12 protein-coding genes and 1 pseudogene are annotated in these 12,479 nt (G+C 61.8%); 3 read left to right on the top strand and 10 right to left on the bottom strand.

What is annotated here, in order from left to right:
* Nucleotides 1–48: 48 nt before the first annotated feature.
* From AWB68_RS38650 to AWB68_RS38640, 3 genes are read right to left on the bottom strand one after another with little or no spacing between them, the layout of a single operon-like run.
* Nucleotides 49–996 carry an L-carnitine dehydrogenase gene (locus AWB68_RS38650; protein WP_087649481.1) on the bottom strand — a complete coding sequence of 316 codons (948 nt, stop codon included), beginning with the start codon at nucleotides 994–996 and terminating at the stop codon, nucleotides 49–51.
* Between the two features lie 49 nt (nucleotides 997–1,045).
* Nucleotides 1,046–1,975, bottom strand: a complete 930-nt coding sequence (cdhC, locus tag AWB68_RS38645) for a 3-dehydrocarnitine:acetyl-CoA trimethylamine transferase CdhC (RefSeq protein WP_087649480.1) — start codon at nucleotides 1,973–1,975, stop codon at nucleotides 1,046–1,048.
* 48 nt (nucleotides 1,976–2,023) lie between these two features.
* Nucleotides 2,024–2,977, bottom strand: a complete 954-nt coding sequence (locus AWB68_RS38640) for a choline ABC transporter substrate-binding protein (protein ID WP_125483189.1) — start codon at nucleotides 2,975–2,977, stop codon at nucleotides 2,024–2,026.
* A 202-nt stretch (nucleotides 2,978–3,179) separates the two neighbouring features.
* Between AWB68_RS38640 and AWB68_RS38635 the strand changes: the two genes are divergently transcribed.
* A complete protein-coding gene (locus AWB68_RS38635) occupies nucleotides 3,180–4,163 on the top strand; it encodes a GlxA family transcriptional regulator (RefSeq protein WP_087649479.1) in 984 nt (327 codons plus the stop codon).
* Nucleotides 4,164–4,226: 63 nt separating this feature from the next.
* Here AWB68_RS38635 and AWB68_RS38630 read toward each other — a convergent pair whose 3' ends face one another.
* The 7 genes and pseudogenes from AWB68_RS38630 to betC form a co-directional block, all read right to left on the bottom strand.
* The gene (locus AWB68_RS38630) at nucleotides 4,227–5,375 is read right to left on the bottom strand and encodes a porin (RefSeq protein WP_087649478.1); all 1,149 of its coding nucleotides are present in this window, start codon (nucleotides 5,373–5,375) and stop codon (nucleotides 4,227–4,229) included.
* 232 nt (nucleotides 5,376–5,607) lie between these two features.
* Nucleotides 5,608–5,796, bottom strand: a pseudogene (locus AWB68_RS47420) (glycine/betaine ABC transporter substrate-binding protein); the annotation flags it as partial.
* 415 nt (nucleotides 5,797–6,211) lie between these two features.
* A complete protein-coding gene (locus AWB68_RS51705; RefSeq protein ID WP_374729651.1) occupies nucleotides 6,212–6,853 on the bottom strand; it encodes a T6SS effector amidase Tae4 family protein in 642 nt (213 codons plus the stop codon).
* A gap of 15 nt (nucleotides 6,854–6,868) precedes the next feature.
* Nucleotides 6,869–7,096: a hypothetical protein gene (locus tag AWB68_RS47415; RefSeq protein ID WP_125483188.1), complete on the bottom strand. Its 228-nt coding sequence runs from the start codon at nucleotides 7,094–7,096 to the stop codon at nucleotides 6,869–6,871.
* Between the two features lie 49 nt (nucleotides 7,097–7,145).
* The gene (locus AWB68_RS38620; protein ID WP_087649476.1) at nucleotides 7,146–7,418 is read right to left on the bottom strand and encodes a PAAR domain-containing protein; all 273 of its coding nucleotides are present in this window, start codon (nucleotides 7,416–7,418) and stop codon (nucleotides 7,146–7,148) included.
* A 340-nt stretch (nucleotides 7,419–7,758) separates the two neighbouring features.
* Complete coding sequence (locus AWB68_RS38615) at nucleotides 7,759–8,706, bottom strand: choline ABC transporter substrate-binding protein (RefSeq protein ID WP_087649475.1); 948 nt, start codon at nucleotides 8,704–8,706, stop codon at nucleotides 7,759–7,761.
* Nucleotides 8,707–8,735: 29 nt separating this feature from the next.
* Nucleotides 8,736–10,274, bottom strand: a complete 1,539-nt coding sequence (betC, locus tag AWB68_RS38610) for a choline-sulfatase (protein WP_087649474.1) — start codon at nucleotides 10,272–10,274, stop codon at nucleotides 8,736–8,738.
* 130 nt (nucleotides 10,275–10,404) lie between these two features.
* On the opposite strand from betC, the gene AWB68_RS38605 reads away from it, so the two are divergent.
* The gene (locus AWB68_RS38605; protein WP_087649473.1) at nucleotides 10,405–11,313 is read left to right on the top strand and encodes a choline sulfate utilization transcriptional regulator; all 909 of its coding nucleotides are present in this window, start codon (nucleotides 10,405–10,407) and stop codon (nucleotides 11,311–11,313) included.
* Nucleotides 11,314–11,438: 125 nt separating this feature from the next.
* Nucleotides 11,439–12,311, top strand: a complete 873-nt coding sequence (purU, locus tag AWB68_RS38600; protein WP_087649472.1) for a formyltetrahydrofolate deformylase — start codon at nucleotides 11,439–11,441, stop codon at nucleotides 12,309–12,311.
* Nucleotides 12,312–12,479 lie beyond the last annotated feature (168 nt).

The raw sequence follows: 12,479 nt of genomic DNA, 5'->3' as shown, positions 1-12,479 counted from the left end.
CCACACGACACCCCCCCGCCCCGCCCCACCCCCAAGCGCCAGCGCCCATCAATCCTCAATGCCATGCCGCGCCTTAGCGGCGCCAACCGCCTCGATCACACTCGTAATGCAATCATCCCGATAGCGCTCCAGTTCCTTCACACTACGGCCGGCCGTTTGCCGCGAAGTCCCCTCAACCACGCGATCGATCAGCTGATCGGTAAGCTCCGGCGCGACGAGTTTCGTCCACGGCAATTCGAGCGCGGGGCCGAACTGCTGCATGAAGTGTCGCATGCCGGCCTCGCCGCCTGCCAGCGTGTAGGTCAGAAACGTACCCATGAACGACCACCGGATACCGGCGCCATACCGAATGGCATCGTCGATTTCGCCAGTGGTCGCCACACCCTCATTCACCAGGTGCAGCGCTTCACGCCAAAGCGCTTCGAGCAGCCGATCCGCGATAAAGCCCGGCACTTCCTTCCTCACCCTCAACGGCCGCATGCCGATCGACGCATAAAAGCTCATCGCAGCGTCGATCGTCTCGCCCGACGTGCGCTCGCCGCCCAGCACCTCGACAAGCGGCAACAGATACACCGGATTGAACGGATGCCCGACAACACAACGCTCGGGATGAACCGCGTTCGCGTAAAAATCGCTCGGCAACAAACCCGACGTGGACGATGCGATGATCGCCTCCGGCTTCGCTGCGCGGCTCACGCGTTCGTGCAGCGTGAGCTTGAGGTCCTCGCGCTCCGGCGCGCTTTCCTGAATGAAATCGGCATCGGCCACGCATTCCTCGACGCTCGCGACAACCCGCAACCGCTCCTGCGCCGCGCCCTTCGCCAGCCCGACGCGTTCGAGTGCCGGCCACGCGTTCGCCACATTGGCCCGCAACTGCTGCTCGGCGCCCGGCGCCGGGTCCCACGCGATCACGTCGAGTCCATGCGCGAGCGCGCGCGCCACCCAGCCGCTACCGATCACGCCCGCGCCGAGCGCGGCGAATGTTTTCACTTGCATGTGCTTGTTCCTTGGTCCTGGGTTCTCGATCCTTGGGTCTTCGTGACAATCAAGCGAAGTCCATCAACGCACGACGATCGAGCAGACGCTCGCCGCGTGCAGGCAAACCGAGCTTCCTGCGCCCTTCCGCAGGCGTCAACGCGCGCCCGCCGAGCCGCTCGATGATCTCGACCGCCCTTTGCACGAGCGTGCCGTTCGTCGCATGCACGCCGCGGTCGAGATAGAGGTTGTCCTCCAGCCCGACCCGCACGTGGCCGCCAAGCAGCATCGCCTGCGCGACCATCGGCATCTGCATGCGGCCGATGCCGAAGCCCGCCCAGTGCGCGCCGGGCGGCATGTTGTCGACCATCGACTTCATCGTGCCGGTGTCGGGCGGCGCGCCCCACGGAATGCCCATGCAAAGCTGGAACAGCGGCGGATCGTCGAGCAGGCCCTCTTTGAGCAACTGCTTGGCGAACCAGAGATGGCCCGTATCGAAGATCTCCAGTTCGGGCTTCACGCCCAGTTCCTGGATGCGCCTGGCTCCCGCCCGCAATTGCGCGGGCGTCGACACATAGATGTAGTCGCCGTCGCCGAAGTTGAGCGTGCCGCAATCGAGCGTGCAGATCTCCGGCAACAACTCCTCGACGTGCGCGAGACGCGTCAATCCGCCGACCAGGTCCGTGCCCGCGCCGAACCGCATCGGCGCTTCGCCCGCGCCGATTTCCAGGTCGCCGCCCATGCCGGCGGTCAGGTTGATGATGACGTCCACGTCCGATGAGCGGATGCGATCCACCACCTCGCGATACAGCGCGGGATCGCGGCTGCCGCGCCCCGTCTTCGGATCGCGCACATGGCAATGCGCAACCGTCGCGCCCGCGCGTGCCGCTTCGATGGCGGCTTCGGCGATCTGCTTCGGCGTGACGGGAATGGCGGGGTGCTTCGTCGTCGTGTCGCCCGCGCCGGTTACCGCGCAGGTCACGATCACTTCGTAGTTCATGTTCGCGCTGTCCTTGTTAGTGACTTGAAGATCGACTTAGAGATCGACTTAGAGACCGAGGTATTGCTTGACCGCCGGCAGGCCATCCTTGCCGTCGACCGTCTTCACGCCCGCCAGCCACGCATCGAGCACTTGCGGGTTCTTCTTCAGGTAAGCCCTGGCCGCTTCGGCGGGACGCTCCTTGTTCATCACCGGCTGCATCAACTGGTTTTCGAGTTGCGTCGTGAAGCGCAGGTTGGTGACGAGCTTGCCCGCGTTCGGGCAGCGCGTGAGGAAATCGGGATTGGTCAGCGTGTAGACGCGCGCTTCGCCGTAGTTCGGGCCGAACACTTCATCGCCGCCCGACAAATAGTCGATCTTCATCTGGATGTTCATCGGATGCGGTTCCCAGCCGAGAAAGACCACCCACTTCTTCTCGCGGATCGCGCGCTCGACGGTCACGAGCATGCCCGCCTCGCTCGACTGCACGAGCTTGAATCCGCCGAGCCCGAACTGGTTCGCGTCGATCATCTTCTGGATCTTCGCGTTCGCGCTGCTGCCGGGCTCGATGCCGTAGATCTTGCCGTCGAGTTCGTCGCGATGCTTCGCGATGTCGGCGAAAGTCTTCAGGCCCGCGGCGTACTCATAGCTCGGCACGGCGAGCGTGGCTTTCGCGCCCGAGAGATTCGGCGGTTCGAGCTTCTGGATCGATTTCGACTCGAGGAACGGCTCCACGGCCTTTTGCTGCACCGGCCACCAGTAGCCGAGCGAGACGTCGATCTGCTTACTCTTCAGGCCCGCGAGCGAGATCGGCACGGAAGCGACCGTCGTTTTCGGCGCATAGCCGAGTCCTTCGAACACGACCGACGCGAGTGCGGTCGTCGACGTGATGTCGGTCCAGCCGATATCGACGAAGCGCACGGTGTGGCAGGATTCGTCGTCCTTCGCTTGAGCATGCGCGACGCCGGCCGATGCCGATGCGACGCACAGGCAGGCAAGCAGTGTTTTCGAAAGTGGTCTCATGGCGTCCTGTTCCGGTATTTGCGGGGCCGGGCGTTCTGCCTGCCCGTGCATAAAAGTACCGCCGCATAAAGGCGCGAAGGCGACCGGTTGCGACCGGGAGTTGACTCGCTGCGACCTCGGCGGCGGCGTCCGGGACACGCCGGATTGCGCGCGGCATTTCGGCTTGTTAGCGTGATCGGCTGATCCACACGCGCCGCCCTCGATGACCGAAGACTTCTACTTCCTGCTGCTGCCCGAGTTCTCGTCGATCGGCTTCATGTCGGCGATCGAACCGTTGCGCGTCGCGAACCGCTTCAGCGGCGCGCTGTATCGATGGCACATCCTGAGCGCCGATGGCGGCCCGGTCGCCGCGAGCAACGGCATCTCGCTCAACGCGGAAGGCGCCTTCGACAGCGTGAAGGACGCGAGCACCGTGTTCGTCGTCGCGGGCTTCGAGCCGCTCGTGCGCTACACGCGCGAGATCGCCGATTGGTTGCGGCGGCTCGACCGCGCGGGCGCGACGCTGGGTGGCATCGACACGGGCAGCTTCATCCTCGCCGAAGCGGGGCTGCTCGAGCACAAGCGCGTGACCGTGCACTGGGAAGCGGCGTCGGCGTTTCAGGAGCGCTATCCGGCGCTTGAAGTGAGTCCGGAGTTGTTCGAGATCGACGAGCGGCGCATTACTTGCGCGGGCGGAACCGCTTCGATCGACCTGATGCTCGACGTGATCGCGCGCCGTCATGGCGCGGAACTGGCGGCGCAGGTTTCGGAGCAGTTCGTGCTCGGGCGCATCCGGCAGCGCTCGGATCATCAGCGCATGCAGATCGCCGCGCGCTATGGCGTGCACAATCGCAAGCTGATCCAGGTGATCGGCGTGATGGAACAGCACATGGAAGAGCCGCTTTCGCCCGATGAACTCGCCGAGTCGATCAGCGTGACGCGGCGCCAGTTGGAGCGACTCTTCTGCTCGGCGATGAAGGATACGCCGACGCATTTCTATCTCGGGCTGCGCCTCACGCGCGCCCGCGAACTGCTGCAGCAGACCGACATGTCGATCATGGCGGTGTGCGTGGCGTGCGGGTTCGAATCCCCTTCGCATTTCTCGCGCACGTACCGTGCGCGCTTTGGCACGAGCCCGCGACACGATCGTAGCGCGCTGCGCACGACCACTCCCGTTCGGGCGATGGAAGCTGCCGTTGAGGAGTGAGGGGTTGCGCTCGGGTTGCAGTGTTCCACACCGTAACCCCAGGCGTCAGCAGTCAATCGCGCCCTAGAACGAATGCCGCATGCCGATGCGAACATCGCTCTGCGTATTCGACGACGAAGGCGTGAAGCTATATCCGATCACCGCGTTCACACCATCCGATGCACGCAGATAGTCACCGGAGATATAAACATCGGTGCGTTTGGACAGCAGGTAATGCAGCCCAAGCGAGCCCTGATTCCAGTGATTCCCTTCGAAGCTCGTATGCTGATAGCCCGCATAAAGCGCAAGCGACGGCGTGAAGTTATACGACCCACCGCCTTCATAAACCTGCATATGCGATGTTTGCCCAAGCCCCTTGATCGTCGTATACGTGAAGTTGCCCGAGAGCAGGAAGTCTCCGATCGTATAGGCCGCGCCGATCGCAAACGCGCCTTGCTTGTCCACGGGGAACGCCGTCGAGCTATAGAGGTCGGTGACCGCGCCCGTCGCGGGATCGACAGAGACGGTCGGCTGGCCGAGGAACGTGCGCGTGCCGATCATCGCGTACGGGTCGAACGCATAGATGCCGAACGGGTTGTTCAACTGCGTATAGGCCGCGCCGATGTTGAACGTGTTGCGCGCGTAGTGCGCGCCGACGCTCCACGCGCTCTTCTGGTGGAAGTCGCCCGCGGTGTTGCCGAACGAATACATGCCGCCGAACGTGAAGCCCGCGTAGTCGCTCGAAAGAAACTTGATCGAATTGGGCAGGCGGTCGCCGTTCATGCGGTCGAAATCGCCCTGGTGGATCGCGTAGCCGCTCGCCCACGCGGAGATGTTGTAGAGATAGACGAACTCCTCGGTCATGTCGAGCTGGTTACCGAGCGAGACAGTGCCCCACTCGTTCTTCAGGCCCACATAAGCCTGGCGTCCGAACTCCGCGCCGCCGAACCCCAGTTGCCCGTTGCCGAGATGGAAGCCCGATTCGAGCACGAACACCGCCTGCAGTCCGCCGCCGAGATCCTCGACACCCTTGAAGCCGATCCGGTTGCCGTATGAAATGCCGTCGTCGAATTTCCAGACGTGCGCGCCGCCGGTGTTGTTCACATAGGTAATGCCCGCATCGAGAATACCGTATAGCGTGACGCTGCTCTGCGCATGGACGATCGCGGGTACGCTTGCGGCGCCGGCCACGAACGTGAGTCCCGCGAGCCTGGCGGCATTTCTTTTCTTCATGGGCTTATCCCCTGCTCTTGCTGCATGTTTCGTTGGATAAAGCGAGTCCCTGCCGCGCGACATGGCGTTCGCGCGGCACTTCTCGCAAGACGTGGGCGTTCACTTCGACTGCGGCTTTGACGATGGATGCGTTCACGCGTGAGCGCATCCATCGATGGTGTAAAAATACGGGTCCATATTGATCGCGACGCGACCGATTGCGACGCGAATCTGTCCAGTTGCGACTAGCTGGTCATTTGACGCCGAGCACGGTCTGCACCGCCTGCAGACCGTTCGCTCCGCTTACCGTGTTCACACCATCGAGCCACGTCTTCAGCAGTTCGGGATGACGCTTGAGCGCATCGGTCGCGGCCATGTCGATGTTGGTCTTCTTCTCCAGCACATCGGTGATCACGCCGTTCTCAAGATCGACGTTGAACCCAGCGATAGTTATAGCCCGGTTTGAAGATGAGACTTCGGCGGAATTGCGTCGCTTCGAAACAAGCGACGCTGTGGACCTGCTACACCGAAGGTACGCGGCCGCGGATCACGGCCAACGATCGCGACGATCAATTCAGCGCTTACATGGCGAGCGATGCGGTCTTCATGCCAGCCGAATGCCAGTCATGATTGTCCAATGTAGTAGAACGAGAGCTATAGCCAAGACACTCCAAAAGGCAAAGCCTCTCTGCCTCCGGGCAGAAATAGCTGCCGCAATCCCGAACGCAATTGATGGGCCGAAGACAACCGCTGACAACGCAATGAACTTGAGCGTCGACATTCCGCATTTATCCAGCTCCGCACACAGGCCCTGCGGAGGTATGCACGCGCTCGGGAAGGAGCGACATAGCTGCTCGTCAATTCCTGTCCATCCCCAGAAACTGACGAGGCCCAATAGAACAAAGCACGCCGACACCATGACGCCCCGAATCAATTGACTTCCCAGAATAGTATCTTGTTGGAATTACGCAGATCAGAGTAACCAATGCAGTGCCCGCTCCAATTGATCGTCGCCCCAATACAAAACGACCGATGGTGGCAAGCGTACCGGTTACCCCGGCCATCGTCAGCCGACTGCCGTTCCATAAGTCAATATGGTTGCCCGTCGTAACGTTCGGACCATCCGAATCACGATGCCAATACCCGTCAAAGAAGACAATACCGGTTCTTCCCTTGGCGTCCGTATCCCATCTCCCGGGCATAAGAGAAACAGCTTCCGGACATCCAGCGAAGGGCCTTCGATGCAACCACTCCGCTACCTCGGCGGCTCGCAGCATGTGTCCAGGATCGTCTGCATTGCAACGAACGCCTCTGAACGACAGCCCTTCAATTCCGCAACCCCGCAAAGCCACTCCTAGTCGCGCGGCGCACTGATCCTGGTAATGGCCCCGGCACGGATCAAACTTTGGATACGCGCTCCACAGCGCTTCGAATGTCAACGCATTCAACGACACGTCTTTAGTCGAATTGAGCGTCGGGTTGGTTCTTACAGCAGTCATCCTGTTCGGCATTATTCAATCACCATCCTGCTTTGCGAGTGCTGCATCACCCCAATGAACGGTGAACTCGTGCGCCCCGTTCGTGACGATCCGTGGTAACCGGCCGTTGCGATCCGTTTGCCCAGAAAAGGTCCGGCCATCCGGTGCCTCGATGAAGTACGGATAACCCTCAAGCGCTATGCCGGAGACAGTGGCGCGGACCTGTTCGTCAAATTTGCTGGCAGAGCCGAAATACGATGCCAACGCAGGGTCGGTCGGCGCTTTGCGAGCGACCGACGAGCCGCTGCCCGCTTCAACAAAGAATACCGGGATTGCTGCCGACGATTACTCTGTTTTTTCCGCACGGGCACAGCACCGAATCACTGTCGAGAACGACAGCCCGTCCTTTTTCCGATATCTCCTGACCGGTTCCGAATATCTTGTATGCACCCTTGCAGTTACCGCAGGTTGCCTCATCGCCGCTGAGGGCGACCTTTTTCCCGTCGTCGTGAATCGTGGACGAGCAGGCAATCACAAAGCCTCCCGTCGTTGTCGGGTCGCCGTGCCGCACCGCCGCCCTACGCATGGACGCCCCATTCGTCCGCGGCGTCCCAATCTCCGATCCTCGGTTCACCTGTTGCGTGGGTGATGCATCTGTCACGTTTGGACAATGACCCAAAGGTGGCTCGCAGATGCGTGCCTGTCATGGTGCTTTCGCTCGCTGGCATTCGAATGTGTCCTCGGCTCTCAAGTTATCGAACAACCGAGCCTAGCGAAGGTGGGACGGGCCACGATACGAGAAACCTCCGATTTTCATTGCGGAAAATATGCCGCCTCATCCGCTGCCCAGGCAGGTTTGACCTGACCGCAACGGTTGGAGGTCCATATTGATCGCGACGCGAATCTGTCCAGTTGCGACTAGCTGATCATTTGACGCCGAGCACGGTCTGCACCGCCTGCAGACCGTTCGCTCCGCTTACCGTGTTCACACCATCGAGCCACGTCTTCAGCAGTTCGGGATGACGCTTGAGCGCATCGGTCGCGGCCATGTCGATGCTGGTCTTCTTCTCCAGCACGTCGGTGATCACGCCGTTCTCGAGATCGACGTTGAATGTCAGCTGCTTGAAAAGGCGCCCGACATTCGGACATTGCGCTTCATAGCCCATCCGTGCCACGGTATTCACAGTCGCGCCGCCATAGTTCGGCCCGAAGTACTGGTCGCCGCCGTCGAGATAGGCGAGCTTGAACTTCGTGTTCATCAAATGCGGTTCCCACGCCAAAAATACGATCCACTTCTTGTCCCGCACGGCCCGCTCGACTTGCGTCAGCATGCCCGTCTCGCTCGACTCGACCACCTTCCAACTGCCCAGCCCGAACGCCTTGTCATCGACCATCTTCTTGATGTTCTGGTTGGCGGGCGCGCCCGGTTCGATGCCGTATATCCTGCTATCGAACTTGTCGGCGTTCTTCGCGAGGTCGGCGAATGAATGGACGCCCGCTGCCGCCACATAGTCGGGAACCGCGAGCGTGAACTTTGCGTTGCTCAAGTTCGGATGCACGACTTCAACCGACTTCTCCTCGACGAACGGCTTCACGAGCGGCGCTTGCGCGGGCATCCAGTTGCCGAGGAACACGTCGATCTGCCCTTTCTTCAAGCCCTGATACGTGATCGGCACAGACAGGTTCGCCACGTTCTGCTTGTACCCGAGCGCCTTCAGCACGACACCGGTCATCGCGTTGGTCGCGTCGATATCGGTCCAGCCGGGGCCGGCCATCCTCACTTGCGTGCAGGCTTGCGGCTCCGCGGCCGACACGATCGAAGCAGCGCATAGCAACACTGCTCCGAACAGCACTTGCTTCAGGGGCGTTTTCATCTCAGCTTCCTTCGGGTAGGGATGGATCGTTAGCGGGCGACGGCCGGAAAGCGGGCCATGGCTTCGAGCGTGTCGAGGTCGATGTGATTGCGCATGTAGCGCTGGCTTGCATCGACCTGCGGCTGCCAGTCCCATGACTCGATCACGCCACGGGTGGTCGCTTCGAAGTGAAAACGGCGGCGGCGCTGACTCTTGAGCACCTGGTCATGCAACGCGGCAAGGTCCCAGCGCCTGGCAATTTCCTCGCGGAATGCAGTGACGTGCGACCGGTAGTCGGCGTTCATCGCGAGATTGGTGCGCTCCAGCGGATCAGCGGCGAGGTCGTAGAGTTGATCGGGATCCGCCGACGTATGGATGAACTTGAAGCGTCCGCGCCGCAGCATCGCGATCGGCGCGATGGCGCCTTCGCCGAGATACTCGCCGATGGCTTCGTCATGCGCATCGCGGGCGTTCTGAAGATGCGGCACCAGGCTCCGGCCGTCGAGCGAATCGGGCCATGTGTAGCGCGGCGCGCCCCGGCCGAGTTCGACCAGCGTCGGCAGCAGGTCCAGATGCGACACGGATGCCTTCACGCGATGCGCGTCGAACTGCCGGGGCGCATGCACGATCAGCGGCACGCGGCAGCCGCCTTCGAAAAACGTCATCTTGTACCAGAGGCCGCGTTCACCAAGCATCTCGCCGTGGTCCGACGTGACGATGACGATGGTGTCCTCATCGAGTCCCGACTGCTTCAGCGCTTCGAGGATCGCGCCGAACTGGTCGTCGACGTAGGAGATCGCGCCGTAGTATGCACGGCGCGCATTGCGAACCTGCTGGTTGGTGGGGGGCGTGCGGTCCGCTTCATACACGTAGCGCAGGCGCTTCGAATGCGGATCGCACTCCTCCAGCGAGTCGCGATGCACGGGCATGTCGATGTCCTCATCGCGATACATGTCCCAGTACTTCCGCGGGATCGCGTACGGATCGTGCGGATGCGTGAGCGACGCGACCATGCAGAACGGGCGCGCGCCCTTGCCGGCGTTGCGCTCGCGTGCGATGTCGAAGAGCTTCTGACGCGTGGTGAACGTCACTTCATCGTCGAAGTCGAGCTGGTTCGTGCGCACGCACGGACCCGCGTCGATCACCGAGCTCATGTTGTGATACCAGCTCGGGCGGTCCTCGAAATTTTCCCAGTCGGGCGTCCAGCCGAAATCGGCGGGATAGATATCGGTGGTCAGGCGTTCTTCGAATCCATGCAACTGGTCCGCGCCGCAGAAATGCATCTTGCCGGACAGGATCGTCCGATAACCTTCGGCGCGAAGATAGTGCGCGAACGTCAGTGTCTGCGAGGGAAGCTCGGCCGCGTTGTCATACGCGCCGATCGCGGAAGGCAGCTTGCCCGACAGGAACGAGAATCGCGACGGCGCGCATAGCGGACTCGCGCAGTAAGCCGAATCGAACACGACGCCTTCTTTCGCGAGCCGGTCGAGATGCGGCGTCTTCGTCAGGCGATGACCATATGCGGCGAGCGCGTACGGCGTCATCTGATCCGCCATGAGGATAAGGATATTTTGTTTCGTGCTGAGCATGGGGACGTGCCTCGAATAGAATCGACCCAGTCGCAATGCGTGGTTACAGGACCGGGCATGAGCGTCACTATTGCCGTTCATGGCTGTGCTGTGAAGACGGCAATTCGTTATGTGCCCATAAGGGGGAGTTATGCCGAGGCAGGATCGCTTGCCGCCGATGCAAGCGCTATCGATGTTCGAGTCCGCCGCGCGGCTCGCTAGCTTTACCGCCGCCGCACGCGAACTCGGCTCGACGCAGCCGGCGGTCAGCCAGCGCATCGTTCAACTGGAAGAAGCCCTCGGCGCGCCGCTCTTCGAACGCGGGCATCGCGGCGTGACGCTCACCGAAGATGGCACGCGGCTGTTCCAGGCAGTGCGTCAGGCACTCGACACGATCCGCCTCGCCACCGCCGACATCCGCGCGCGGCACACGCCGCGCACGCTGACGCTCTCCACCGATTTCGGTTTCGCGACCTACTGGCTGATGCCGCGCCTGTCGCAGTTCAAGGCGCTGATGCCGGATGTCGACGTGAAGATCATCACGTCGCAGAACGTGTTCGACACGTCGCACGATCATGCGGACATCGCGATCGCGTTCGGCGATCCGCACGCCGACTGGGGCGCACGCGAGGTCGTGAAGCTGTTCGCCGAGGAGGTCACGCCGGTGTGCAGCCCATCGTTTCTCGCGGCGAATGCGCGCCCTCGCGCGCCCGCCGATCTGGCATCGCTGCCGCTGCTGCATCTGGAACCGACAACGCCGGAACGCTGGCTCTCGTGGGACGGCTGGTTCGCCGCGCACGGGCTCGATTCGCCGCCCGCGCATCGCGGCATCACGTTCAACAGCTACGCGTTCGTTGCGCACGCCGCGGTCATGGGACAAGGCGTCGCGCTCGGCTGGGCGCCGCTCGTCGATGAGCTGATCGCGACCGGGCAACTCGTCCGGCTGTTCGATGCGCCCGTCGTGACCGAACACGGCTATCTGCTCGTCACGCAGCGCGCCCCGACGCCGACGGTCCACGCATTCCGCCAGTGGCTGCTGGATGAATGCGGCATCGAATGACGCTTTGACGTTCCCGTTCCAGCGCGACGGCGTTTAGCTTCTATCCGCGCACGCCTCCGGTTTGCTCTACTGCGATCATGCGCGCCGCATTCGTGGCGCCGGCCAATCGCCATATTGGAGAGTGCATGTCCGCCGATTCCCGTCCTCATCAACTGGTGCTTACCGTCGCGTGTCCGAGCGCGGCGGGCCAGGTTGCCGCCGTCATCGGCTTTCTCGACCGGCATCATTGCTACATCGACGAACTGACCGTCTTCGACGACGACCTGAGCGAGCGCTTTTTCGTGCGCTGCGTATTTCATGGCGTCGAACGCGACGAGACCTTGCAGATCGACGCGCTCAGGCGCGAGTTCGAATCGATTGCGGTGCGCTTTCACATGACCTGGGCGATGCACGATGTCGGCGCGCGGCCGAAGGTGCTGATCATGGTGTCGAAGCTTGAGCACTGTCTCGCCGACCTGCTGTTCCGCTGGCGCATGGGCGAACTGAAGATGGACATCGTCGGGATTGGCTCGAATCATCGGGACCTGGAACCGCTAGCCGTGCAGCACGGCCTGCCGTTCCATCATCTGCCGATCACTGCCGATACAAAGCCGCAACAGGAAGCGCGCGTGCTCGATCTGTTCGAGACATCCGGCGCCGAGTTGATGATCCTCGCGCGTTACATGCAGATTCTTTCAGGCGACACGAGCCGCAAGCTCGCGGCGCGCGCGATCAACATCCATCATTCTTTCCTGCCTGGGTTCAAGGGCGCGAAGCCTTATCATCAGGCGCATGCGCGCGGCGTGAAGCTGATCGGCGCGACGGCGCACTTCGTCACCGATGATCTCGACGAAGGCCCGATCATCGAGCAAGTTGTTGAGCGTGTCGATCATTCGTATAGCCCTGAGCGGCTGCTCGCGACGGGGCGCGATGTGGAGTGCATTACGCTTGCGCGTGCGGTGAAGGCGTTCATCGAGCGGCGCGTGTTTATTAATGGTGACCGTACAGTCGTGTTGTGATTGGCGCTGGCGCTTGGGGTTTTGGGGTCGGTTTTGGGTTACACCCGTTTGATGTTTTTGCGCTTCTATGGAACTTGCTTTGTTTTTGGTTTATTTGCTCTGCCCCTGTCCGGGGCGGGACTCACTTTCTTTGCTGCTGCAAAGAAAGTAAGCAAAGAAAGCAGCTTC

Source organism: Caballeronia choica, assembly GCF_001544535.1.
Lineage (GTDB): Bacteria > Pseudomonadota > Gammaproteobacteria > Burkholderiales > Burkholderiaceae > Caballeronia > Caballeronia choica.
The sequence above is the reverse complement of the archived record's forward strand: the minus strand, read 5'-3'. Positions and strand labels throughout refer to the sequence as shown.

Excerpts from the sequence above, each read along its gene's own strand:
- AWB68_RS38650 (WP_087649481.1), bottom strand. The coding sequence starts at position 996 with ATGCAAGTGAAAACATTCGCCGCGCTCGGCGCGGGCGTGATCGGTAGC.
- cdhC (WP_087649480.1), bottom strand. The coding sequence starts at position 1,975 with ATGAACTACGAAGTGATCGTGACCTGCGCGGTAACCGGCGCGGGCGAC.
- AWB68_RS38640 (WP_125483189.1), bottom strand. The coding sequence starts at position 2,977 with ATGAGACCACTTTCGAAAACACTGCTTGCCTGCCTGTGCGTCGCATCG.
- AWB68_RS38635 (WP_087649479.1), top strand. The coding sequence starts at position 3,180 with ATGACCGAAGACTTCTACTTCCTGCTGCTGCCCGAGTTCTCGTCGATC.
- AWB68_RS38630 (WP_087649478.1), bottom strand. The coding sequence starts at position 5,375 with ATGAAGAAAAGAAATGCCGCCAGGCTCGCGGGACTCACGTTCGTGGCC.
- AWB68_RS51705 (WP_374729651.1), bottom strand. The coding sequence starts at position 6,853 with ATGACTGCTGTAAGAACCAACCCGACGCTCAATTCGACTAAAGACGTG.
- AWB68_RS38620 (WP_087649476.1), bottom strand. The coding sequence starts at position 7,418 with ATGCGTAGGGCGGCGGTGCGGCACGGCGACCCGACAACGACGGGAGGC.
- AWB68_RS38615 (WP_087649475.1), bottom strand. The coding sequence starts at position 8,706 with ATGAAAACGCCCCTGAAGCAAGTGCTGTTCGGAGCAGTGTTGCTATGC.
- betC (WP_087649474.1), bottom strand. The coding sequence starts at position 10,274 with ATGCTCAGCACGAAACAAAATATCCTTATCCTCATGGCGGATCAGATG.
- AWB68_RS38605 (WP_087649473.1), top strand. The coding sequence starts at position 10,405 with ATGCCGAGGCAGGATCGCTTGCCGCCGATGCAAGCGCTATCGATGTTC.
- purU (WP_087649472.1), top strand. The coding sequence starts at position 11,439 with ATGTCCGCCGATTCCCGTCCTCATCAACTGGTGCTTACCGTCGCGTGT.